Below are 25015 nucleotides of genomic sequence, written 5' to 3'. Positions count from 1 at the left end.
TTTTAGCAAAATGTCTATCACTAATAGATTTCTTAGTATCTATTATCAAAAGAATACGTAATAGATTCATACTTATTCTTTTGAAGAACAAATTAAAGAACGTACTTCTATATCTAACAGCTTAGCAATTTCGTAAAGATTTTCCAAAGAGGGTTGAACCTTGTTGGAACACCATTTCGAGACAGTATTTTCCGACTTTCCGAGTTGTTCTGCAAGCCATTTGCTTGTTCGTTGTTTTTCAACAAGCATAATTTTGATTCTATTTATTATCGCCATACGATGATTTTATTTATCTGGACAATGATTAAATTCCACACAAAGGTACTCTTTTCTGATCAGATTAAGCAAGAACGTTCACAGAAATTCCGAAAAATCTTCATATTTCCAATATTTCCCCATCATTTCCTGCTATATCCTTGCCTTATAAAAGGCTTGTTTTATACATGTATTTTTGCAGAAAATAGTTATTTATTCATCTTAAATACAAAAAATGGAATCAAACAGTAATGACAATTACGTGCTGGTCCTGGAAGACCGCACGGAGGTAAAGAATGAACAGGAAGCGGGTAAATTGTCCGTCGTATCCAGTGTTGACGAAAAGGGAAACCTTAAAACCACTGAGGCAATTGCTGCCAATCAGGCAGCGTTCTTGAAGTTCAACAACAAGGACGGACTGCTGAAGAACTTCATGGCCAACTTCCTCAAACAGTTCAATAACCCGACTCATTTTGGACTGTACAAGGTATTGGCAGACAATGTGGAGCAGGGCGTGGACAATCTGCGCACCATGCTACAAAGCCGTGAAAAGCCAGAAAGCAATCAGCAGCTGGCTGAGATGGGCGTTCCCTTTGAGGACTATCTTCCCCAGCAGAAGAATGCTACTGCTATCGATGAGTCGAAGGTTGATTGGAAGCAACTCGATAATCTCGGACTTACCCGTGAGCGATTGAAGCAGAGTGGAGAATTGGAAAAGATGCTCAATTGGCAGAAGAGCAATCTCTTGACGATTGCCGTTCCCATTGGCGACACAATCATCTACACCGAAGCTCGCCTTGCTTTTCGCACGGACGATAACGGCAATATCGGTTTGGCAATTCATCCTTTGAGAAAAGAACCACAGCTTGACTTTCCCTATATGGGTTACAAGTTCTCTCCCGAAGAAAAGGAGCAACTCCTTGCTACGGGTAATCTTGGCAAGACCATTGAGGTAACACCTAAGAACGCTGAGCCTTTTTCTGCTTACGTCTCTATCGATCCGCAGACGAATGAAATCATAGCCCTGCGCGCCGACCGTGTGAACATCCCCAAAGAAATCAAGGGCGTGACGCTCTCTGACACTCAGTATAAAGACCTTGTGGAGGGCAAAGCAGTAAAGGTTGAAGGTATGACTGCTAAGAGCGGTAAGTCTTTCAACGCCACCCTGCAGATCAATGCCGAGCGAAAGGGCATTGAGTTTATCTTTGGCGACAACAAGAGTTTAAGAGAACGACAGGAACACAAACAGACACAGCAGCAAGGCGTACCCCATAAGCTCTGCGGACTGGAACTATCAGATAAACAGCGTGAAGCCTTGGATAGCGGTCGTACACTATATCTAAAGAATATGGTGGACAAACAGGGACAACCTTTCAACGCATACGTTCGCATGGACAAGGAACAGAACCGCCCACGTTTTTACAAGTGGAATCCTGACAAGAAGCAGGAAACTGGCAAAGAAAAGATGGTTGCCGTAGCCGAAGAACACAAAACGCAGGTAGCCGTGAATAATCACGGCAAGACCAACGAAGCCACCAAGGATGTGAAAGAGCCTCTCAAAACGGGACAGACACAACCTACTGCCGAGCAGAAGCAAAAGCAGGACGAGAACAAGCAGAAGAAGTCCCGTGGACGTAGATTGTAACCTTAAAACCATTCAGCACTATGACAACTTGTATTATTGCCGAGAAACCCTCGGTAGCCAGAGATATTGCCCACATCGTAGGAGCAACGAGCAAGCAAGACGGATATATGGAAGGCTGCGGCTATGTCGTTACTTGGGCAATGGGACACCTCATCGCCCTTGCTATGCCAGAAGCCTATGGTTTTACAGCCTATAAAGCGGAAGACCTGCCCATCCGTCCCAATCCTTTCCAATTAATCGTCCGCCAAGTGCGCAAGGACAAGGAGTATATATCCGACCCAGCAGCACTAAAACAACTCAAAGTGATACGCTCCTGCTTTGACAAGGCAGATCGTATCATCGTCGCTACTGATGCAGGACGGGAGGGTGAACTTATTTTCCGTTATATCTATCAACATTTGGGATGCCGAAAGCCTTTTGACCGCCTTTGGATAAGTTCACTCACGGACAAAGCCATTCGTGAGGGACTTTCCAATCTCAAACCTGGAAACTGTTACGACAATCTCTATCATTCCGCCAAGGCAAGAAGCGAAGCCGACTGGTTGGTGGGTATCAATGCCAGCCGTGCATTGTCCATCGTCCGCAAAGGCGGCTATTCTTTGGGACGGGTACAGACCCCAACTCTTGCTATGGTCTGCCGTCGGTACATAGAGAATCGTGATTTTTCTTCCGTATCCTATTGGAAATTATCCGTTCACACAGAAAAAGAGGGTTTGTCGCTGAAAGCCATTGGCAGTGCAGACTATGAGAGTGAAGCATCGGCACAGAGTGCTCTCGCTGCACTTCGCAGTCAGAGCCAGCTTACAGTGGAATCGGTCGTAAGAAAGGTGGCTGGTACACCGCCACCACTCTTGTACGACCTTACTGCCTTGCAGAAAGATGCCAACAGACGCCACGGCTTTTCTGCAGACAAAACCCTCTCGATAGCTCAGAGCCTCTATGAGAAAAAAATCACGACCTATCCCCGCACTGGCAGCCGATACATCAGCGAGGATATCTTCGAGGAAATCCCCGCCCTGCTACGCAAGATAGGCAAGACGCTGTCCAATCCGCTTAACCGCCACTCGGTGGACAATACCAAAGTTACCGACCACCACGCCATTATTCCAACAGGTGAAACACCCTTAGGATTGTCGGCAGATGAAACAACTATCTATCAAATGGTAGTTAATCGCTTCATAGAAGCCTTTTCTCCCGATTCCGAGGAAGAGCGTATACAGGTGCGATTCATTGACGGTACCAACATCTTTACTTGGAAAGCGTGTAGACAGATTTCCTTGGGATGGAAAGTCGTGCAGAAAGAGCAGGTTACTGATGCAGAGAAAAAGGAAAAGGAAAACGACAATGAACAGGTTTTACCTTCATTGCATGATTTTACAGAGGGAGAGGTTTTGTCACTTGTTTCTGCCGAAATCACCGAGCATAAGACCAAACCTAAACCTCTCTATACAGAAGCAACACTGCTTTCTGCGATGGAAAACGCAGGCAAGGAAGTGAAGGAAGACGATAAGCGCAAGGTAATGGCAGAGTGTGGTATTGGAACACCAGCCACCCGTGCCAACATCATCGAAACGTTGATTCTCCGTGATTATATCCGAAGGGACAAGAAATCCATCATACCTACCGAGAAAGGCTTAGCTGTCTATGAGATTGTCAAGGATAAGAAGATTGCCAATGCGGAAATGACAGGCAGTTGGGAACTTGCACTTGCCGCTATTGAAGCAGGAAAGATGCCATCTGAAAGGTTCTCACAGGGTATCAACTCATACGTGGGAACAATCTGCGAGGAACTCCTCTCGCTTTCTTCAGAGCAGAAGTCCTATCCTGTATACCGCTGCCCAAAGTGCGGACAGCAGAGTGTCGGCATCTATGCCAAGGTAGCCAAGTGCAGACATGAAACCTGTGGCTTCCACATGTTTCGTGAAGTCTGCGGCATACATCTCTCTGAAGATAACATCCGTGACTTGATAAGCTCCGGTCGTACGCCTATCCTTAAAGGGCTGACCAGCAAGGTAGGCAAGACATTCAATGCCCGACTTGTTTTGAAGGATGATTATACCACCACCTTTGAGTTTGAACAAAACAAGAAACGGAAATAGCATATTACTTCATTTCTGATACTAAAGTCTGACATTACGGTCAAGCTTTGGTATCAGAGTAGTTATTCCCATAATAGAACAAGTTATACCTTATGGCATACAAAAAGAAAGAAGTCCTGCAAGCCAACACGGAAGCTATCCGAGTGGTCTTGCGATTAGAGAAGGAACGCCGCGAAGCCACCGAAGCTGAGAAAAGTATCTTACGGAACTATCAAGGATTCGGTGGCTTGAAATGTGTACTCAACCGCACAGATAATCCCGATGACATCCGCTATTGGAGCAAGTCAGAGCAGAATCTCTTTGAACCTACCCAGCAGCTCAAGCAGATGATTTATCGTGAAGCCATAGATGCCAACACTGCCAAGCGGTATTGGGAGAGCATCAAGGCAAGCGTACTGACCTCCTTCTATACCGATACCCGTATCGTTTCTGCCATCTCTGATGCACTTGTATCCACAAACCTGCAGGTAAGACGATGCTTAGACCCTTCTATGGGTATGGGTGCCTTTGCCGAGACCTTTGCAAAGCAAGCAGGAGTTGTAGATGCAATGGAGAAGGACTTGCTCACTGCTCGCATCAGCCAAGCCCTGCACCCCTATGGTAAAGGCAACGTGTTCGTTAGAAACGAGCCTTTTGAAGCTATTGGAGAACTGGAAGAGAAAGATAAGTACGACCTTATTACAAGTAACATTCCTTTCGGTGATTTCATGGTCTATGACCGAGAGTATAGCAAAGGCAAGGACACTCTCAAGCGCGAGTCCACACGTGCCATTCACAATTACTTCTTCGTGAAAGGTCTGGACTGCATCAAAGAAGGTGGCTTACTGGCATTTATCACCTCACAGGGTGTATTGGACAGTCCCCGCAATGAATCCATACGCCGTTACCTCATGCAGAACAGCCGCCTTATCTCCGCTCTCCGACTACCATCGGGTATGTTTTCTGACAATGCAGGAACGGACGTAGGCAGTGACCTCATCGTACTACAGAAGCAGACAGGTAAAGAAATCAGCAAGGGAATTGAGCAGCAGTTCGTAGAAACTGTTTCTGTTCCCAAGGAAGAAGGCTCTTCTGTCGTCTTCAAGCATAACTCTCTTTTTGTAGGAGATTGGAAGGACATATCTCATCGCACCATTGCCACAGAGCGCATAATGGGTACAGACCCTTATGGAAGACCTACATGGGAGTATCGGTTCACGGGAGGGATTGAGGAAATGGTAGAAAGTCTCCGAACACAACTCTCCCTTGAAATGGGACAACGTGTCGACCATAAGCTATATGAAACAGGTATACCTATGACAGAGGTAGAGCGAGAGGCAGAAGCAGAAAAACAGCTCCGCAAGTTGGGTATTACCATAAGTCGGGAAAAAGAAACAGAGAGGATAAAGACAGAAGACAAGGGAATAAACGATGCCTATAACCTCATGCCCGACAGTATCAGGAAACAGTTGCCAAAACTTTACAGCACGGAAAAGGAACTCATTGGCGATAAGATAGCCTATGCACGCTATTTCTTCCCTATGGGAGCATACACAGCCTACCTTCTGGAATATGACCCTAAGAGCCGCATTGGCTTCGGTGCCGTGACAATGGGTTACGGCTGGGAGCTTGGCAATATGTCCCTTGATGAGATGGAAGGCGTGAAGGTAAGAGGACTGGGGATTGAACGCGACCTGTATTTCTCTCCTAAGAAATTGCACGAGATAGCCGAGTTGGAAGAAATCGTCAGGGAACAATATACCAAAGAAGAAGTGGTGGCAGAGGAAATTAAGGAAGAAGCGGTAACAAATACAGAAGACACGGTTAAGAAGACTGTGAACGGTACTTCTGGAATCAAGATATCCAAGGAAGAGTTGGAAACTGAAACAGAAATTAATGTCGGGCAAGTCATAGAACCGGACGATTTTACCATTACCAAGGCACAGGCAACAGAAAATACCGTTTCCAATGGAGAGACTACTCCATTGCAACCACCATCATCGGAGTCTGTACCACAGCAATCTGTGTCAGAGCAACCATCCATAAACGTTGAACCTGCACCCGAAGGTGTACCCGCCTTGACACTTCACCGACAATACGAACAGGAAAGGTCGGAAATCCGTACGGATATTGAAGCCCCAAGAGAGATGAACGGACAGACGGTGTTCTTTGACGACGATCATCATCCAGTGGTGGACAACAACATGGAAGACATCGGACAACCGGAGCAACTGTCACTGTTTGCCCCAGAGGAATACAGCCTTTGGACAAGAGAGGTAAGCCGTGTAAACAATGAAATCAAGGATAATTCAGGAACTTCACAGGCGCACCGTCCTATAACACAAACTGCTCCCCAGAAACCATCGGAGTCCAAGATACAAAAGTCAGTAACCTCTCCTCAACGGCGTACCCGTAGTAGCAGGAAAGCAGCTTCTTCATCTTCACGTGAGCCATCCCTTTTCGACTTCATGAACGAAGACGAGGAGCGCAAGCCAAAACCGATAGCGGAAGTCAGAAAGGAGTTTGACGCTTCCCCACGCCCTTTTCTCTCTTCGCCGGACTCACACCTAAGAGACGGCTCCATTGTCGTGCAGAAAGGGCAGGTGGGGTTTCTTTCTGATCTGAAGCGACATCCGACCTTTAACCCGATGGACTTGCCGTATGCGCAGCTTTCCCGTCTAAAAAGCTATATCGAGATACGGGAGTGCTATCATCGTCTCTATGACTACGAGGCAGAGAACCATGCAGAAGACAGGGAAGACCGCAGCAGGCTCAATCACCTGTATGATGACTATGTTGCACGCTGGGGCTACTTTAACCAGAAGGCAAACACTGACATTATCAAGATGGATGCTACAGGCGTGGAAATGCTCTTCTTGGAACGCTCCGAAAACGGCAGGTACATCAAGGCGGACATCTTCGACCATCCCACGGCATTTTCTACCACGGAACTGACCGTTGCCACAGACCCGATGGAGGCACTGGGTGCATCGCTCAACAAGTACGGCACGGTGGAACTTGGCTACATGAGTTCGCTTTTACCTGATATGGAGGAAAGCGACATCATTTCTTCCTTGGAAGGTCGCATCTATTACAATCCCGAAGAGAATGCCTACGAAGTGGCGGACAAGTTCATTTCGGGCAATGTAATAGAAAAGGCGGAGCGTATCGAGTCGTGGCTCTTGGACCATCCCGACCACGAAGAGGCAAAGCAGAGCCTTGCCGCTTTGCGTGCAGCCACACCAACACCCATTCCATTTGCAGACCTTGACTTCAATCTCGGTGAACGCTGGATACCTGCCAAGGTCTATGGCAGGTTCGCTTCGGAGTTTTTCGAGACGGACATTGGCGTATCCTACCATTCCAATATGGACGAGTACAGCATTGTATGTGACCATAAGAATGCCAATATCTGGCACAAGTATGCCGTACAGGGGGAGTTCCGCCGCTATGACGGTATCAATCTCCTCAAGCACGCCTTGCACAATACCATTCCCGACATCAACAAGAGTAAGGAGGTGACGGATAAGGTTACGGGAGAGACTAAAACTATCAAAGTAAGGGACGGGCATGCCATCCAGATGGCAAATGCCAAGATTGAGGAAATCAGGCAGGGCTTTATCGATTGGCTCGGACGGACACCTGACACGTTCAAGCAGCAGTTATCTGACCATTATAATCGTCTTTTCAACTGTTTTGTGCGACCCAACTTTGACGGCACGCACCAGACGTTTCCCGACCTTGACCTCAGACGATTGGGCATTGCCGACCTCTACAAAAGTCAGAAGGATGCGGTATGGATGCTCAAGACCAACGGTGGCGGTATATGTGACCACGAGGTGGGTGCGGGTAAGACCTTGATTATGTGTACGGCAGCCTACGAGATGAAACGCTTGGGACTGGCGAACAAACCAATGATTATCGGACTGAAAGCAAACGTCTTTGATATTGCCGACACCTTTAGGAAAGCTTATCCTAATGCTAAGGTACTCTATCCGGGCAAGAACGATTTTAATAAGCAGAACCGCCAACGTATTTTCAACGACATCAAGAACAACGACTGGGACTGTATTATCTTGACGCACGAACAGTTCGGTATGATACCGCAGGCCTTGGAGATACAGGAAGCGATTATGCAAAAGGAACTGGACTCCGTGGAAGAGAATCTCGAAGTGTTGCGACAACAAGGAAGAGACATCTCCCGTGGTATGCTCAAAGGCTTGGAGAAGCGCAAGCAGACACTTGAAGCCAAGTTGCAGAACATACAGGACAGCATCGCCGAAAGAAAAGACGATGCCGTGGACTTCAAGATGATGGGTATCGACCACCTTTTTGTCGATGAAAGCCACCAGTTCAAGAACCTGATGTTCAATACCCGCCACGACCGTGTGTCGGGCTTGGGCAATCCTGATGGTTCACAGCGTGCCTTAAACATGCTCTTTGCTATTCGTACCATACAAGAACGGTCCGGCAAGGACTTAGGAGCCACTTTCCTTTCAGGAACGACTATTTCCAATAGCCTGACGGAGTTGTATCTCCTGTTCAAGTATCTGCGCCCGCAGGCTTTAGAGAAGCAAGGTATCAACAGTTTTGACGCCTGGGCAGCCGTCTTTGCCAAGAAGTCTACCGACTATGAGTTCTCCATCACAAACGACATCATTCAGAAAGAGCGGTTTAGGACATTCATTAAGGTGCCTGAGCTGGCTGCATTCTATGCGGAGATTTGTGACTTTCGCACAGCCAAGGACATCGGTATCGACCGCCCGGAAAAGAACGAGATACTACACAACATACCGCCCACGCCCGAGCAGGAGGTTTTTATCGGCAAACTGATGGAGTTTGCCAAGAGTGGCGATGCCACAATCTTGGGACGAGCGCCACTGAGTGAGAGCGAGGAAAGAGCAAAGATGCTCATCGCAACGGATTACGCCCGCAAGATGAGCCTTGATTTACGCATGATTGATGAAAATGCGTACTCAGATCATATTGACAACAAGGCAAGTCATTGTGCGAAACTCTTGAATGACTATTATCAGAAGTACGATGCACAGAAAGGAACGCAGTTTGTTTTCTCTGATTTGGGGACTTACAAGCCCGGTGGAGACTTCAACATCTATTCGGAAATCAAAAGAAAGTTGGTGGAAGACTACCATATCCCAGCATACGAGATACGCTTCATTCAGGAATGCAAGAATGAGAAGGCAAAGAAAGCAATGGTGGATGCCATGAATCGGGGCGACATCCGCATCATTTTCGGCTCAACTTCCATGTTGGGCACGGGCGTGAACGCACAGCAGCGTGCCGTGGCAATCCATCATTTGGATACGCCTTGGCGACCATCGGACTTGGAGCAGCGTAACGGGCGAGCCGTGCGCAAGGGAAACCTTGTCGCCAAAGAGTTTGCCGACAACAAAGTCGATGTGATTATCTATGCCGTGGAACGTTCCTTGGATAGCTACAAGTTTAACCTGCTGCATAACAAGCAGCTCTTCATTAATCAGTTAAAGACAAACACGCTTGGTAGTCGTACCATTGATGAGGGTTCGATGGATGAGGACAGCGGCATGAACTTCTCAGAGTATGTAGCAGTGCTTTCAGGTAATACCGACCTTTTAGAGAAAGCAAGATTGGATAAGAAGATTACCACCTTGGAATCAGAACGTAAGAACTTCCTTCGTGAGCGTGATGCCGCAACGGGTAAGTTGGCAGAGATTAACAGTTCCGTGTCCTTCCATACGGATAAAATCAAGGAGGCACAGTCTGACTTAGCTCTCTTTGAGAAGTGTGTGGAGCGTGATGATGAAGGTACACCTATAAATAAACTGACTATCAAAGGTGTGGAAGACAGCACCGATATCAAGGCCATTGCTGCACGTCTGCAGGAGATTGACGAGAAAGCTCGCACCAAAGGGGAATACCACAAAATTGGCGAAATCTATGGTTTCTCCATTATGGTCAAGACAGAGAGCACTTCCAAGGATTTGTTTGACTGTTCGGTGAACCGCTTCTTCGTCAAAGGACAGGAGAGTATCTACTATACCTATAATAACGGTAAGTTGGCAACAGACCCGAAACTTGCGTGTCAGAACTTCATTAATGCCTTGGAGCGTATTCCAAAGGTGATAGAATCGCATGAGAAGGAAATGGCAAAGGTTGTGGCCAATAAAGAAGTTTACACCAACATTGCCAACAGTTCTTGGAAAAAAGAGGACGAACTTCGCTCACTTAAAAGTGAAGCTGCAGAATTGGACAGAAAGATTGCATTGACAATTTCTACCAATAAAGAGGCAAAAGGAGATGTAGAACAAGACAAATCCATATCCATAAGTGGACTACCTAACCAAATAGATAATAAACAATCTAAGATACATGAAGACAGTGAGGATGGTCGTTCACAAGGTTTTCGTCCAAAATGGAGGCACTAATTCTCCAATATATAGAAGAGTAGATTTTCGGTAGTATATATATTGCTGCCGAAATCTAACATTTTATTTTATATTAATATCAACCACAGAACAGTCATCTTCCGTGCATTGTAAAGGTGGTAAAGTTCTCTGTTGCAAGTACTCACTTACATCATATTGTTTGTAGAAGCCATCGCTACAAAGTATGAAGCGATCTCCTGTTTGTACTGACATTTGATATACTTCTATTGGAGTTCTGTACCCTCTTCCATTAATACAGACTGTAAGGTAACTCTCACCTCCAATGTTGATTACATCATCGGACGTCAGCAGTGTGATTGTCCCATTAATGTGTTCATGATATAGACGAACATCACCCAATGAAGTATAATAGAGAAAGCTATCCGTCAGATACACAAGCGTGAGGGCAGTACCCATCTTACACTTTCTTTGGTAGCATGCCTTACGTAAGGTTTTATCGGCATATTCTAAGCTCTCTCGAATAATCTTTGAGGGGGCAGACGCATTGTAACTTTCAAAGTAATCAAGGATTGCTTCACAAACGATTTTCGATGCCTGTTCAGGAAAATCTAATCCTCCCATACCATCAGCAAGTAAAACCAAAGTTCCGTCTGCTATTTTCTTCTGAAGAATAAAGTCTCCATTCTTTTCGTTAGCAGCTATGCTTTGAAAAGCAATACATATCTTCATCGGGTAAACTTATTAAAAACTTCTATCATTTTTTGGAATGCATATAAAACTTGCTCATACTGAAGAACTGAGTTACTGTCCAGTATTTGTTGAAGAAGCCTACTGTCCTCTTCTTTTGCGATTTCCTTTTGTAGGCATTTTTCATAATAGGACAAATACTTTATGGGGAGAAAACCCACAATGTCATTGGCAAGCCAATATGCACCGACAATAAACTCATCAAAATCGTCCCAATCAAAAACTTCTTGGTATACACTCCTATTTAAGTTGGCTATGAAGTAGTTCTCAATGATAAACCCCATATCATCAGCATCTTTATTTGTTTGCAGGTTACGATCTAACCAAGCATTAAACTTTAGAATAAAAAGTCCGTGAAGTGATGCTAGCTTGATGTCAAATTCATTATCAATACTTATGGTTATAGCATCTTTTAGTACCTCCTCATAACCTTTCACAGACATGGCTATATCTTCTTCTGGTGGCCAATAAATATATCCATCTTCTTTTGCAACATCTCCGTAAGGAACAATATCCATTTCATAAACCCCATAATAGAAGCGTTGATACATTTTCTCATCCTTAGTGAAACCATGCGCCAAAAGCATCTGCTTTATTTCGTCAAAGGCTTCCCAATTAGGGATAGCAATAGCTAAATCTAAATCTCTCGTTTTTCGACCAGAGCTAATGCCTACTAATTGCTGTATCAGTATATCACGTGCAGTTGCACCAATTACAAAGAAGTCTTGTCCTACCTCTTTAAAACATTCACTGGCGGTTCTTAATAATTCAACCAAAAATGGATTGTCTATCTTATTACTTGAAATTTGAAAGCTCATCATTCAATATTTTATTTGCAGCTTCTATTGAACGACTATTGCCATCACCTAATAAGTCTGCATAAATAAGAATTATTGGCATTGTACTGCCTTTCCAAAACTTCTGATATATTGTAATTTCTCCTTCTGTAGCACGCATGGCACCTGTTTTCATCAGATTACCCCAAGCTACATCGGTATATATTTCAAACTTTTGTGGAGTTAAATATCCGTTTACTTGATAAGCAGCACACTCTCCACCCCAGCATATTCCTTCGGGCAACACTATTTTATCCCATTGTGCTTTAGACTGTTCATCTCGAAAGGCAAAATGCTTCACCAAAAGTTTTGGCTTAAGAACATGATGATAGTTTTCCACCCATAGGTCAAGCAACCTGCGTTTGTCTTTCAGTATACGCTTTCTTTTAGTAGTCAATACAAACTTTCGAGCTTCTAATTCATCAAGTACATTTTTTATAGTACCTAACGAAACATCGCACTGTTCTTTGATTTCCCTAAAAGTTTTACCCACATTGTCTACATCTTGCAACAAATAAAAAATGACTTTTAAGCCCGCTTCTTGAAAGATTGGATAAGCCTTGTTAAGCGCTATAGGTGCTTTTTCACCTGTGTGAGAAAGTTGAAAAATCAACTTCTTACCTTTTGTATATAGGATTTGATAGTTACCAACAGTATCTACAAAATTAATGCCTGCCGTTCGTAAAATGTTATAAACACCTGGTTGAACATATCGTGCAATAAGCAAAATAGGTATCTTTTGTAGTTCAGCACACCCCTTTATCAAATCCTGAATGCGGCCAATGTTGATACTATTCACCTCGTTTTCTACAAGGCAAGGAAAGTCTATTCCTATGATGTTAACTCGTCCTTTAAGTATAGGATTACTTTGTGGGGTTAAATCATAGGTGATATTGAGTCCACTTTCTCCCCATTGTTGCTTCATTGCACTTACTGCCTGTTCTATAATATGTATTTCTCCCATACTTGTTCATTATTTATTACTTGTTCAATAATATTGAACACTGCAAAGATAATGAACAAATACAAAACCACCAAATATTTTGTTCAATAAATTAATTTTGTTCAATAATAGTGAACAATAGAAGAATATTGAAAGAATCTAATTTTTGAGAGAATTTACCTACACTCTCGCTTACGTAGTATACTATCAATCTCTTCACGAAGAAACAGCAGCCTACCATTAGCTTTGAGAAATGGGATCTTACCCGCCCAAACCCAGTTATAGATAGTCTTTTGCTCAACTTTCAAGATTATAGAAACATCTATGATATCCAGATATTCCGGTTTCAAAGGTGGACGGACAGTTGTATCGACGGATTGCTCTTGCAGGACAAGTAACTGGTCGAGTTTATTCTCGACAGTTCTTAGTTTATCAAACAATTGTTTGCACCAATCTGTTTCTGAAGTATCGTTTAAGTATGGCATAGTTCTCCTTTTTGATAGTTTCCACTTGTATCTTGCGTCAATATGCGCTGCTCTTTCATATATGCAATGTACTTTTTTGCAGTTCGGTCTTTGATCTCCATTTCACACATCAGCACCTCACAAAGTTCCTGGTATGAAAGCCTTAGTTTGGTCCGAAATGCAGATTTGATGACAAGCAAGAGTTCATCGGTCTTGCGCTTTTCCTTATCTTCCTTCGATTTCTCGCCACGATAGACGTGCATGTCTTCAGTTTTATCCCAACCGAAGAGCATCATTGGAACATCTAATGGGCTTCCGTCACGGACTTTCAATGCCTTTACGACCGAATATTCAGGATTGTCGTCCTTTTCTATGGAGAGAATACCCGCCGCCTTACGTTGAAGTTCCGAACCAATATGCCCACGCAACTTTATGCCATTAGGCACAAAGTGAAGCACACAAACAATACAGGTATTGTATATGCCTGCCAATCGGTACAGTTCATCTACAATGGCTATACTTTCCGTTTCATCGTTGGCAGAGCGTATCAAGTCAGCAATACCGTCAATTACCACAATATGGATACCACCATGCTTGTGATGGAATAAGTCCATACTCTCACGAATGATTTTTAGCCTGTCTTTGCGGGATAGCGATGCCAAGTAGAGTGAATGGTAGAACTCTGGCACTGCCTTTACTCCTGCCCGACGAAGTGTCTTTCCCAAGTTCTTGTGCAGCTGTGCTTCAGACTGCTCCGTATCATAGTGGAGTACCGCTAATCCTTTTGGGTTAGCAGTTATCTCTAATCCCAATGTCTGTTCAGCTTGTAATCGTTCCGAACCAAGTGTGCCTGAAAGGATTCCAGAAATATAGTTGCTCTTACCTGTTCCTTCTCCACCTGTGATGCAAAACAAATTATCCTGTGTTCCAAGTGGAACACCATTGACTGCCACAACTGATTTTGAAGCATCAGGTGGATTATCGTAGTCGATTTCACAAGATTTTAATATCATCATTGTCTGCGAATACATATTGGTAAACATATCAGAAAGGAGGACTTTCAAGTCTTTCGAGTTATTTCCCAAGGCGAAGAAGTCAGATATATCTTTCTCCGACTTAATTCCTTGCAACGGCAAGGTCAGACTCAAAACCTTATATTGAGTGATCTGTTTGTTGTTTGGCTTCTCTTATTCCCGTCTCATCAGTGTCATATAAGATGATAATATGTCGAAAACGAAGCTGTAACCCTTCGATAATATTCTCAGGAATCTCTGCCGTCTCACTATTGAAACAAATAGCATTAAAACCATGGGCAGATAAAGATAGTACATCTTTCTCTCCACCAGTGATGAATATGATATCTCCTTTACTGGGCAACTGTTGGAAGCCAAAGACATAATCGGTCACTTTCTTGCCACCATAAAGAAAGCGTAGCTTGCTTTTAGGACGATAAATCTTTACAAACTCCCCCATATTGTAAGCAAACATCGGCTCTTCATTTGTCGACCCTAATGTAAACGGCTTACCTTGATTAGAGATAGACTCATAACGAGCAAGCGACTTTACATGAAAACGTTGTAAGGTATTGGAATCAATACCATATTGTTGCCAATATTTCATTTCCTCGATACCAAAAGATTGTTCTATTAGTTTAAACCACTTCTTCTCTTCCATTAACTTTGGTTGGTCTGCTGGTTGTGAAATAGGAGGTTTAGGAGGTTTCATTATCGTAGATCGTTGTTCAAAGCGTTCTTGCTTTCCTATGTAGATGTTTAGTTGCAAGTCTCGTATAATAGTTTCAAGTACCTTAATAAAATCTTTCTTAACATCCAATCCGATCATTGTGGCAGCAAACCAAAAACAATCTCCAGAATAAGCATCATTTCCAAAGTCTTTCATGCGATAGCAGTCTGACTTTCTATCAAGATATATATTGCATGAAGCACGTTTATCGTCGTACAAAGGATTACGGAAATTACGCTTAATCACGAAATCAATAGGCATATAGAAACAGAATATTTCAAGTCCTTTGTTGGTACGCAATAATATTTCTTCTTTGATGTTCATAGCTCTTCGAATAAGGTTTGAGATTCTCCCATATAGCCTTTTAGCACACCTTCCTTGTAAGCGTTTAGACGCTGCAAAGCCTCTAAACGACGAAAGCCCTTGAAAGTGGCTCTACCCGTCTTGACAGAGAGATAGAGTCCTTTAAATGGATAAACTACATGATTACTAGATACATATCTGTACGGAATAGAATTAGATTCCCTCCATCTTGCAAGTGATGCCTTTGATATTCCAAGCAGGTGCAGAACATCTGCCGAACTCAACTCTATCTTTTCCTCCAAAACGGAATAATCACGCTTTAGCTCCCTGATAAAGCAGGCTATCTGTCTGAATTCTTCATGAAGTGTTTGAAGTTCATTTATTAGGGAGAGTGTTTCGTGGTGTTCCATCTTCTTTAAGTAGGGTTTGGCAAAGATTAATGATAGCAGACAAAAATGGTTTCATTAGATGTTCTTTATCGTGACTTGTTAGGTGTTTCTTGAAATCCTCCATGAAGTTAAAAATTTTTATTCCGTCACTCGGCATAACCGCCATCAGCACCTTAATCAATTTATCTTGCTCTATAGTTTCATAAAAACCGTTCATATGAGTCTTGGGCTCAATCATTGACTCTATGGTTCCCAAAGGAAGATGGATAACCAGAACTTCCTTCCCCAAGCCTGCAGCACACTTTCGATATGTGCTAAATCTTATATCCTTTTCCATCTTGCAAGCTTTAAGGAAATTTGAATACTCGATGCCACTTATATGAGCTGCTTCTTTTGCATTTTCACATAAAAGAGCTAAACCCTCAAGTGTAGGGCTACTAATATAAAGATGCCCTTTGGGTTTTAATTTGTTTTTATTAGCCATAATATATATATAATTGTAATTATTATGGCTGCAAAGTTCCTAATGAAACAGGCTTTAGATAGAATATTAAAATACCATTTTCTGGTGGTATAATACCATTTTACATATTGATAATCAACGGTATAAATATAAGGTAGGGACCATCAGTGCAAGGTGCAAGACCTATCTATATATATAGGCTTGCACCTTGCACTGAAAATTGTAGCCAAAGAATCTATAAAACATTTTCTATCAAATATTTGGAGCATGTTCATATTTTTAGTACTTTTGAACCCAAGAAACACAAGAGCGTGTTTCAAGCAGCAGTATCCACGTGTACTCTCAAAATACTCTGTTGTGGCTACAATCTGGCTACACAGAAAAGAAGAAAGTTTATAAATAACTATGATACAAGGAGATACGAGGAATATTCATTTTCCTCTCTCTCCGCAGGAAGTACTCTGGAGAAGACTTCAGAAAACACTTCACAAAATCAGTAAGTATCGTAGCTTCAATAAGTTACGATACTTTTGTTTTATACTTACATGTTTTTTCAGAGTACGTAAGGAGGGTGCCGAAACGCCCAAAATACTCTCCTACGGTTACAATCTGGTTACAAAAAGATGAGCCGAATAAAAATTGTAACCAAGAGTACGTACAGAGATTGTTTAGAGTACTTATATGTTGCTGTTATTCAAATGATTATGTAGAACTTTGCAGTGGGATATATGGAAGTTCATTCCATCCATTTAGGCGATAAAATTCCTTTCGATGTGGAACAATTTCCCATGAATCCAGCTACAATTAAAAACAGTCAATGTATGAAATCAATTTTCAGAACAGTCTTCTATCTCAGAAGCAACTATGTAAACAAGGAGGGCAAGACCCCTGTGATGTTGAGGATTTACCTTAACAACGAACGGTTGTGCATAGGCTCAGCCGGGGTCGCCGTTGAACAGAACTAATGGGACAGTACGCGAGAACGGGTGAAAGGACGCAATACCGAAGCCCTAAGCATGAACTTGCAGTTGGACAGCATCCAAAACGACCTGCAAACCATCTATCGCAAGTTGGAAATGACGGACGACCTGTGCTTGGAACGCATCAAGTCTGAGTATCTCGGCAGGCAGGACAATGTCTGCACACTCATGCAGCTTTTCGAGAAGCATAATACGGACATACAGGAACAGGTTGGTGTCTCGGTGAGTGTGGCAACGTTGCAGAAATACAACGTGTGTAAGAAACACTTTGCGGCCTTCTTGAACGAAAAGTACAAGCGTTGTGACATTCGCCTGTCTGAACTGACATTCACCGTCATTCATGACTTTGACATTTATCTGCGTACAACCGCTGGGCAGAATCCCAATACGGCCACGAAAACGATGAAGACTTTCAAGACCATCACCATACTGGGAAGGAAGATGGGCGCGTTGAACCACGACCCGTTCATAAATCATCATTTCCACTTGGAACCGGTAAACCGTGGCTTCCTCACTGACGAGGAAATCATGAAGATTGCCAACAAGGATTTCGGTATCAACCGCCTGGAACTGGTAAGGGATGTTTTCATCTTCTCTTGCTTTACAGGTCTGGCATATATAGACGTGTCCAACCTTACGCCGGACAACATCGTTACGCTTGACGACAAGCAATGGATTATGACCAAACGACAGAAGACAAGCGTGGAAACCAATGTGCTGCTTCTTGACATTCCTAAGCGTATCATCACCAAATATGGGCATAAGACCTATCGGGACGGTAAACTCCTTCCGGTACTTACAAACCAGAAGATTAACGCTTATCTCAAGGAAATTGCCGACCTTTGCGGTATCAAGAAGAACCTAATCTTTCATCTTGCAAGGCATAGAGAATTTTGTAAACACCAAATAATCAATAGATTAAATTGCTTATGAATGAAGGGAGGTAACGATAAGGAAACCAGCGAACTTCTATACTCCACCTTATTTTGCCATTTCAAAGAACCGCTTTTTAGTTTTGCAAAAATATTATTTTCTAAACGAATGACTTTTCCTGATTTCACTAGACACCTTTTTGTTACATTAACTGAATCAATAGACACCCTTTTTCAGGTCTACTAAATAATTAGACACAAGTTCCGAATCCATACTATGATGATAGACACAAGCAGAGCATCATGCTGAAATGACAGACACTCGGTCTTCATTGAGTCCGTAAAGCTTGTGGCTTTGCTCAGCAGGCAGACCGGATACCCTTTGACGGGTAGTCGGTTTTATGGTAATACATAGGCGTAAGCGTTTCTATACCCTTCGACAGGTATTCGGTTTTATGCCTGTTCGCTCACCCCTCGGCTATGGAACTGTTGTCCGCAAAGATAGTGGATTGTTTTCAATCCTCCTGTTCTTTTGAGGATAAACTTTGTTCTTCCACATTCTTTCCTGTGCCCCCTGCTCGAAGTGGACTACCTGGGGAACCTTATATCCGATGCTCATGTGCGGCCGGTGACAGTTGTAGAAGTGGATGTATCGTGCGATAACCTCGCGGGCCTGCCCGAAGGTGTTGAAGCGGGTCCGATAAACGCATTCCACCTTTATTTTACCATTGATGCTTTCTGCCACAGCATTGTCTGTCGGATTATAATCCTCGGTCATTGAAACGGATATGCCATTGTCCCGGAGTATCTTCACATATGCATCACAACAGTATTGCACACCACGGTCAGAGTGATGGATCAGTCCTGTCAAGGTATCCGTATTCATCATTGCCTTGGCTTCTTCAACAGCCATATTCAGCGCTTCAATTGTTATGGCTGTACGAAGGGTGTCGGCCAAGGCCCATCCGACTACCTTGTGAGAATAGGCATCGGTGATGAGATACAGATAGCATACATCGCCTGTTGCTATGGGAATGTAAGTGATATCTGCCACCCAAAGCCGGTTGGCTGCTGTGGGCACAAAGCCCTTGATGAGATTTTTCCATTTGTGATAACGATGATTTGAGTTTGTCGTATGGCGGGGATTGGGCTTGGGAAGCATCAACCCCTTGCATCGCAAGAGTGCAAAGAAGCTGTCACGGCCGGGAACATAGTCTCGACCATACATGGCTATGAGCATCAGCCATAGCTTATAACCGCCGATACCGGCATCTTCTGCACGGATCTCCCTGACGGATTCTATGACCCTGCGTTCATGCTCTGCCTTCTGAATAATGTCAGTCCGTAACTGGTAGAAAGCCTGACGACAATGGCCAAACAGCCTGCAGACGACCGAGATTTTCTGCTCTCGCCCGTTGACCGGTTCTAACGCTGCTTGGCCCCGGATTTTTTTCTTATAGGAATCTCAAAATATTCTTCAGCCTTATCAATCATTAAGTCACGGGCTGACGTCTCCGATTTGGAGTAGTCCAAGGCCTTCTCCAATTCTCTGACACGCTTCTTCAACTCATGAATCTCTTCCCGGTAGCTGTCTTTGCTTCGATTTGTCATATCACCGTCTGATTTTGCTTCTGAACGCAAAGGTAACATTTCTTTGCTGTTCTCATAGGTCTTTAGCCAATAATTTAGCCATGAAGTGTCACACAGACCATGCTCTCTGCAAAACTTACCTTTCGATTGGCCCGACTCGTAGTAGGAACGAATCAGAGATAATTTGAGTTCCTCACTGTAATGTTTCATACTTTTACTCATAATTTTTACACATTTATTATTAGTTCTAAATGTGTCTACTTATAGCAGTATAAGTCAGAAAGACAAATATTTCTCTACTTTTTTACTAGTTATCTATGAAAGAAATCTCTCTTTAGAGGCATTTCTTTTTTAAACGCCTCTCATCTCTATTTAAAAATTTGAAAAATGTTTTTTGATAAAATACATGGTGATTTCTATGTAGCAAAAAGTGCTCGTTAATATTTTCCAAAAATTGGTATGTATTTAATAAAGTATGAAATTGCTTATACCCATGCTTATTTTTTCCAAAGGATGAAAGAGCATCGTAAAAAATCAAGGCTAATTCTTCGTCTGACAATTGTGCTTGTAAAATATTTAAATAACGTTGAATGTCAGTATTCTCGGTTTTATCTTGAACTGCATTCCTTTCTGTTACGACAAAGTTGATCGTATTGTAAATATATCTAAAAAAATAGCCTATACTAAAATTATGCTTTCCAACGAATGAATCAAAAAAATCTAATATACAACCTTGAGCCATATCTTTCTCGGTATTCAATGAATTGCTTGACAGCCTATCCATAATAGTTTCAAAATTATCCTTGTTCTCTTCTTTCGGATAGATTGTGTAATATTCTTTCATTAATCCATAATAGTCCCATATCGTTGTAATGTCGGGGGTATTAAAGTGTTGAGCAATGTTTTTATTCACATTATCCCTAACATCATCTAACATTAATAGGAGATTAAAATATGTCGTTTCAAAGCGAGATTGCTCTTGAGACTGTTTAGATAATTCAAACTGTTTCCGTTGTTCTCTGAATGTTATGAATAAGAAGATAGTTGCTGTTATTGTAAAGAGTATACCAATCGTACCTGAAATAAAACTTCCAAGGTTATTCTTTAGTTGTTCAACAACATAACTATTACTAAAAACCTTTTGTGAAATACCCATATACAAAAAGTATACACATAGGAGTATGCCTGCAACTAAAAAAATAATAGCCATCCAAAACATCAAATTTTTCTTCATTCTAATTATCCTCCTGTATTTCCCTTATAATAAATGTTGTCAACAGATGTGCTTGCCTATTAAGCGACTCATAAGTAGGATAATTGTTTGGAGCAAGCTCAATATTGTCTGTTATATCCATAAAAGTTCCAAGTTTTTCTATGTCTTTTACTGATAACTGCCTTGCTTGCCCTTCAATTATTACTTCAAATTTAACATCTCCATATTGCACACCTTCAATGCTAAAAACATTAGATGAATCAACATACTGTATTCTATTAAGAAGACTTCTGATATTAAAGGAATTATTTCTTTTAGCAGTATAAACAATTTCTGTATTTCCCACCTCATCATTAGATATTTCATCGTTTGTCATGCGCGAAACTTTGAGATCTTCCTTGTGCACCTGTTCGAAAGTTATCTTCTTTGCCCCTCCTCCTATAAAACCAAGATGTTGATTTATGAGTCTTTGTAAAACTAATGGATTGATTTTTAAAACAAAATTGTTTTCATCATCTTCAATAATTCGGGGGGCTAAATATCCTCTCAGTTTACTTTCCAATAAGCTATAGATACCTAGATTCCCAATTCTTTCTAAAAGCAAAAAAGCAACTTTAGAATCTTCAGGAACATAAAAAGGAAATAGAAAGGAATAAGAAGAGCTTCATTTACACTTTTGGTATGTGTTGCTTCTCCTGTTAAAACATTAACCATATTTTCTTCTGTTCCGCAATCACCTGTTTCAATAATTCCAGAGATATACCTTCCGTCAGTAAATAGCAAATCCCTCCCATCTCTTTTCATAATTCGAAAGAATTTTTCTTCATCTCGATTTTGAGCAACATCTTCATTTACTGAGTTATACCTTAAGGTATTAAATAATTCATTAGCAATATCAATAATATCAAATCCATTCATAAAGTCCGAAAGCACTATTCGGTCATCCCTGTTTCCCTTTCTGTTTATCGATAATTGATAGAGGGCTAAACTAATTTTTCTTGCCATAAGATGTTTCTCTTTTATTTTAAATTACTAATTGAATGTCAACAAATTCTTGAGTTATAGAATGCTGTAGAAACAATTAGTCGATAAAACTATAACAATGATATACAGCATTTCGCATGGCTCAAAGAACCTATTGCAAAGATAAAGGTATGTCGTGAGAAAAAAGAATTTTCTCTCTTAAATTTTTCGTAAAGCCGTCTCAACGGACGGCTTTTGGTTTTTTGTGTATTCTATTCTTATGATGAAATGCAGTCTCCGAAGACAGCGTTTTTTGTTTTCTCCCAGCTTCTCTCCCTGCACATCCTCCACTTATGTTCGTGTATCATGTCAGGATCGGTTGTTCAATGTCAGCGGCAAAGGTAGTTCCAGGCTTCTACGAACAAAAAAGATCAAGGTGGTAAGCCGTTTAGACGACAATCTCCACACTTCCATTTCATTGCAGGTAGTATTCTCGCCATAAAACCTTGTTTGTCCTAAGCCCTACCTTTTATACCACTGAAACGAAAACGACCGACGGAAAAACGCATAAAAAATGTCGGATATGCAAGAAGCAGGGAAAGAGAAAAGGTTGAAACTCAACTCCCTCACCTCTGGAATCCGCATAAAATCAGAAATAATCATTCAAGAGAATAGATGGAGTAAAGTGGTCGGCAGATTTGCCAACCGCTCCTTTTCTTTCGTGAGCTTTGGACGGACAAAGCCCCACAATGAAAAAGCACCTCATTACTTTTGACAGTGAGTTGATACGGCTCAAAAGTAACAAAAAGCCATTGCTAAATGCCTCACAATAATTTCTTGAACTCAATCTCCGCTAATCTGTTGATTTCATCTTTGTAGGTTTCAAGATGATGAAGGATGATATTTCCCACATAGATACCGATGGTCATATCCCTGTTTCTCATTGACATGACTATCTCCGCCAATGTGTCCTGCAACTCTTTGGCAATCTAGATGGTCTTTCGATTTTTCAAAGTGTTGCGACAGATGAAAAGCGACTCATAATCGCCCTTATTAGACTTTCACCTCTCTCTTCTTGAGACTCTTGAAAAATCCTTTGATATTGGTTCGTCATTTGGACGTTCTGGTTCGACACACAGTTCTTCTGATTGAGAGCGTTTCATCTCACTCTCTTTTCTTTTCATGAGAATACCCTATGAAATAAGTTCTCGGATGGCAACGAGATCTATCTTGCCGTTCTGGTTCTCTGTCATACTTCCTTATTTTTTATTGTTATACAATTCACTGTTCATTTCATTGCCGATATCTTTACCGACGAAGATAAATACATCCGCTATTGAAGATATGGCTAATAATAGGCTTGTACCGGTAGGGCTACATCCTTTCGTTCATATCCTTTCTGTGGAGATATTGATTAGTGCTCATCAATACAATCGTTCGATTGTATCTGCTTTCGCACATTCCCACGTTCGGATGAGAGAAATAAGGGCATGTCCTTTGATATAGCCCATCGCTCATATCGCCCATCGAAACGTGATGTTATCGAAGACGCATACCCCCACCGACATATTCGACAGTGCAAATATATGGCTCGGTGATGCTGTAATCAGCGTGATTTTTTTAGTGCGTACTTGTGCCTTCGATTTGGATAGTTGTGGCTTCGTCCCTCTTAATGGATTGGGGGACAAGAGATAGTAACTTTGCAGCAGCGATAAGTCGGTATTTCATGGCTTTGAAAATATACATTTCGATAAGATAAAGCACCGCCTTTCGAGGCGATTTTATTTGCGTCGGAGCAAATAGCAAAGTATGTCTTATGCAGCACAACTTCGGTAGTATCCTATAAAAGTGTGTAAGCCCATTTAATTCTTATCTTTGTACTTGAAAACAATAAAGAAACGAACAAATGAAACTTACACATTCACAAATTTCGGAAATTCTTTCGAATTACACAAGCAGCAGCGAGGGTTTTGTCACCCTTCAGTCTTTAATTATGAACTCCTTGATGTTTCATGAACGGGAGCTTTTCGTCAGTGCAAACGGCAATGAGCAATGCAACGGTTTCCGTTCTCGACGTTGGTACAGTCACGGCTTTGAGTTTTCCCTGCGCGTCCCCCGCAGCCGCAGCGGCAACTTCTATCCCGTTCTCCTGGGCCTGATACGCAATGAAAGCGAGGAACGTGCGAGGCTGTTCAACCTTCTCTACACCAAGGGACTTACTACGCAACAGATAGGCGAGTTCTCCGACAGCATCTATGGCCGCGCTTACAGCAGGCAGCAGGTTTCCTATCTGTCCAGGTGTTGCCGTGAAGACGTTGAACAGTGGCTCGGCCGTGCCTTGTCCCCGCATTACTTAGCCGTCTACATTGACGCCACCTTTATCTCCACCCGCAGGGACGGGCAGGTATCCAAGGAGGCCTACTATACCATGCTGGGGGTGTTGGAGGACGGAAGCAGGGAAGTGCTCACCGTAGTCAACCATCCCACAGAAGGGGCCGTATGCTGGAAAGAGGAGCTTGAGGCGTTGAAAGAAAGGGGCGTCGAGGGAATTGACCTTGTCGTTTCCGATGCGCTGCAAGGCATAGAGAATGCCGTCTGTGCTGCCTTTCCGCAGGCAGCCCACCAGTTCTGTGTGGCACATGTCAAGCGACAGATACTTGGTAGCGTATCCCATAAGGATAAGCCGGAAGTGGCCCGGGAACTTGGCGAAGTGTTTTCCTTGGAGAACAAAGAGATGAAATCCTTGCAGGGATACGGACATTTCATTACTTTTGTAACCAAATGGGAAAAGAAGTACCCAACCTTGAGAAGGTATAAGGCGGAGCGTAACGCAGCTTACTTCACGTACATGGACTTCCCCATAGAAGTACAAAGGTGCATATACACGACCAACTGGATTGAAAGGTTAAACAGAAAATACAAGAGAACCGTAAGCATGAGGACCTCTATGCCGTCAGACAAGTCAGTGATATTCCTATTGGCTGCTGTGGCTGTGGAGGAAACAAAGAAGACATATGCCAGAAGAATATATCAATTTAAAAACTGGAAACAGAAAATAGAAAACGAATGGAAAGAGAGAATAGAATAGAATAGAAGGAATATTTACACACTTTGAAAGACAGTGCCGAAACTTCGTTTTTGCAGC

Annotated in this window: 16 protein-coding genes and 3 pseudogenes; 5 read left to right on the top strand and 14 right to left on the bottom strand. The window is 42.5% G+C overall.

All coding sequences use genetic code 11. From position 1 onward, the window contains the following. Positions 1-72 precede the first annotated feature (72 nt). Complete coding sequence (locus tag EL210_RS05595) at positions 73-276, bottom strand: helix-turn-helix transcriptional regulator (protein ID WP_018919960.1); 204 nt, start codon at positions 274-276, stop codon at positions 73-75. Positions 277-490: 214 nt separating this feature from the next. On the opposite strand from EL210_RS05595, the gene EL210_RS05590 reads away from it, so the two are divergent. The 3 genes from EL210_RS05590 (at position 491) to EL210_RS05580 (ending at position 10403) form a co-directional block, all read left to right on the top strand. Next, positions 491-1900, top strand: a complete 1410-nt coding sequence (locus EL210_RS05590) for a DUF4099 domain-containing protein (protein WP_018919958.1) — start codon at positions 491-493, stop codon at positions 1898-1900. A 20-nt stretch (positions 1901-1920) separates the two neighbouring features. Then, the gene (locus tag EL210_RS05585) at positions 1921-3999 is read left to right on the top strand and encodes a type IA DNA topoisomerase (protein WP_018919957.1); all 2079 of its coding nucleotides are present in this window, start codon (positions 1921-1923) and stop codon (positions 3997-3999) included. Positions 4000-4091: 92 nt separating this feature from the next. After that, a complete protein-coding gene (locus EL210_RS05580; protein WP_018919956.1) occupies positions 4092-10403 on the top strand; it encodes a helicase-related protein in 6312 nt (2103 codons plus the stop codon). A gap of 63 nt (positions 10404-10466) precedes the next feature. Here the strand turns inward: EL210_RS05580 and EL210_RS05575 are convergent, their stop codons facing one another. The 7 genes and pseudogenes from EL210_RS05575 to EL210_RS05545 form a co-directional block, all read right to left on the bottom strand. Continuing rightward, positions 10467-11093, bottom strand: a complete 627-nt coding sequence (locus EL210_RS05575) for a PP2C family protein-serine/threonine phosphatase (RefSeq protein WP_018919955.1) — start codon at positions 11091-11093, stop codon at positions 10467-10469. Next, positions 11090-11929: a nucleotidyl transferase AbiEii/AbiGii toxin family protein gene (locus EL210_RS05570; protein WP_018919954.1), complete on the bottom strand. Its 840-nt coding sequence runs from the start codon at positions 11927-11929 to the stop codon at positions 11090-11092. The genes EL210_RS05575 and EL210_RS05570 overlap by 4 nt, the downstream gene beginning before the upstream one ends. Further along, on the bottom strand, positions 11907-12911 hold the full coding sequence (locus EL210_RS05565; protein ID WP_018919953.1) for a type IV toxin-antitoxin system AbiEi family antitoxin: 1005 nt from the start codon (positions 12909-12911) through the stop codon (positions 11907-11909). Before EL210_RS05565 ends, EL210_RS05570 begins: the two co-directional genes overlap by 23 nt. 155 nt (positions 12912-13066) lie before the next feature. Continuing rightward, the gene (locus EL210_RS05560) at positions 13067-13375 is read right to left on the bottom strand and encodes a helix-turn-helix domain-containing protein (protein ID WP_018919952.1); all 309 of its coding nucleotides are present in this window, start codon (positions 13373-13375) and stop codon (positions 13067-13069) included. Then, positions 13363-15421: pseudogene (locus EL210_RS05555) on the bottom strand (AAA family ATPase). The gene EL210_RS05560 and the pseudogene EL210_RS05555 overlap by 13 nt, the downstream one beginning before the upstream one ends. After that, positions 15418-15810, bottom strand: a complete 393-nt coding sequence (locus EL210_RS05550) for a hypothetical protein (RefSeq protein ID WP_009435344.1) — start codon at positions 15808-15810, stop codon at positions 15418-15420. Before EL210_RS05550 ends, EL210_RS05555 begins: the two are co-directional and overlap by 4 nt. Next, positions 15776-16273, bottom strand: coding sequence for a hypothetical protein (locus tag EL210_RS05545; RefSeq protein ID WP_018919951.1), 498 nt, complete (start codon positions 16271-16273; stop codon positions 15776-15778). The genes EL210_RS05550 and EL210_RS05545 overlap by 35 nt, the downstream gene beginning before the upstream one ends. Positions 16274-17073: 800 nt before the next feature. Between EL210_RS05545 and EL210_RS05540 the strand changes: the two are divergent. Continuing rightward, positions 17074-18117: pseudogene (locus tag EL210_RS05540) on the top strand (site-specific integrase); the annotation flags it as partial. A 465-nt stretch (positions 18118-18582) separates the two neighbouring features. Here the strand turns inward: EL210_RS05540 and EL210_RS05535 are convergent. The 6 genes and pseudogenes from EL210_RS05535 to EL210_RS05505 all read right to left on the bottom strand — a co-directional run bounded on the left by EL210_RS05535 (position 18583) and on the right by EL210_RS05505 (position 23123). Continuing rightward, positions 18583-19503, bottom strand: coding sequence for an IS3 family transposase (locus tag EL210_RS05535; protein WP_036889250.1), 921 nt, complete (start codon positions 19501-19503; stop codon positions 18583-18585). Positions 19504-19529: 26 nt separating this feature from the next. Continuing rightward, the gene (locus tag EL210_RS05530; protein WP_018919946.1) at positions 19530-19916 is read right to left on the bottom strand and encodes a transposase; all 387 of its coding nucleotides are present in this window, start codon (positions 19914-19916) and stop codon (positions 19530-19532) included. Between the two features lie 112 nt (positions 19917-20028). After that, positions 20029-20928, bottom strand: a complete 900-nt coding sequence (locus EL210_RS05525) for a putative phage abortive infection protein (RefSeq protein WP_018919945.1) — start codon at positions 20926-20928, stop codon at positions 20029-20031. Position 20929: 1 nt separating this feature from the next. After that, positions 20930-21511: a hypothetical protein gene (locus EL210_RS05520; protein WP_018919944.1), complete on the bottom strand. Its 582-nt coding sequence runs from the start codon at positions 21509-21511 to the stop codon at positions 20930-20932. Then, positions 21502-21912, bottom strand: a complete 411-nt coding sequence (locus tag EL210_RS05515) for a hypothetical protein (protein WP_018919943.1) — start codon at positions 21910-21912, stop codon at positions 21502-21504. Before EL210_RS05515 ends, EL210_RS05520 begins: the two co-directional genes overlap by 10 nt. Positions 21913-22694: 782 nt before the next feature. Further along, positions 22695-23123, bottom strand: a pseudogene (locus EL210_RS05505) (DUF3408 domain-containing protein). Between the two features lie 653 nt (positions 23124-23776). Here EL210_RS05505 and EL210_RS05495 point away from each other — a divergent pair. Then, positions 23777-24958, top strand: a complete 1182-nt coding sequence (locus EL210_RS05495; RefSeq protein ID WP_126370211.1) for an IS256 family transposase — start codon at positions 23777-23779, stop codon at positions 24956-24958. The last annotated feature ends 57 nt before the right edge of the window (positions 24959-25015 follow it).

The organism is Segatella oris (assembly GCF_900637655.1).
GTDB lineage: Bacteria > Bacteroidota > Bacteroidia > Bacteroidales > Bacteroidaceae > Prevotella > Prevotella oris.
The sequence above is the reverse complement of the archived record's forward strand: the minus strand, read 5'-3'. Positions and strand labels throughout refer to the sequence as shown.

What these genes read in the sequence shown, in the direction of transcription:
- EL210_RS05590 (WP_018919958.1), top strand. Translation starts at nt 491, where the DNA reads ATGGAATCAAACAGTAATGACAATTACGTGCTGGTCCTGGAAGACCGC.
- EL210_RS05550 (WP_009435344.1), bottom strand. Translation starts at nt 15,810, where the DNA reads ATGGAACACCACGAAACACTCTCCCTAATAAATGAACTTCAAACACTT.
- EL210_RS05560 (WP_018919952.1), bottom strand. Translation starts at nt 13,375, where the DNA reads ATGCCATACTTAAACGATACTTCAGAAACAGATTGGTGCAAACAATTG.
- EL210_RS05515 (WP_018919943.1), bottom strand. Translation starts at nt 21,912, where the DNA reads ATGGCAAGAAAAATTAGTTTAGCCCTCTATCAATTATCGATAAACAGA.
- EL210_RS05565 (WP_018919953.1), bottom strand. Translation starts at nt 12,911, where the DNA reads ATGGGAGAAATACATATTATAGAACAGGCAGTAAGTGCAATGAAGCAA.
- EL210_RS05580 (WP_018919956.1), top strand. Translation starts at nt 4,092, where the DNA reads ATGGCATACAAAAAGAAAGAAGTCCTGCAAGCCAACACGGAAGCTATC.
- EL210_RS05585 (WP_018919957.1), top strand. Translation starts at nt 1,921, where the DNA reads ATGACAACTTGTATTATTGCCGAGAAACCCTCGGTAGCCAGAGATATT.
- EL210_RS05530 (WP_018919946.1), bottom strand. Translation starts at nt 19,916, where the DNA reads ATGAGTAAAAGTATGAAACATTACAGTGAGGAACTCAAATTATCTCTG.
- EL210_RS05525 (WP_018919945.1), bottom strand. Translation starts at nt 20,928, where the DNA reads ATGAAGAAAAATTTGATGTTTTGGATGGCTATTATTTTTTTAGTTGCA.
- EL210_RS05570 (WP_018919954.1), bottom strand. Translation starts at nt 11,929, where the DNA reads ATGAGCTTTCAAATTTCAAGTAATAAGATAGACAATCCATTTTTGGTT.
- EL210_RS05595 (WP_018919960.1), bottom strand. Translation starts at nt 276, where the DNA reads ATGGCGATAATAAATAGAATCAAAATTATGCTTGTTGAAAAACAACGA.
- EL210_RS05545 (WP_018919951.1), bottom strand. Translation starts at nt 16,273, where the DNA reads ATGGCTAATAAAAACAAATTAAAACCCAAAGGGCATCTTTATATTAGT.
- EL210_RS05495 (WP_126370211.1), top strand. Translation starts at nt 23,777, where the DNA reads ATGAAACTTACACATTCACAAATTTCGGAAATTCTTTCGAATTACACA.
- EL210_RS05575 (WP_018919955.1), bottom strand. Translation starts at nt 11,093, where the DNA reads ATGAAGATATGTATTGCTTTTCAAAGCATAGCTGCTAACGAAAAGAAT.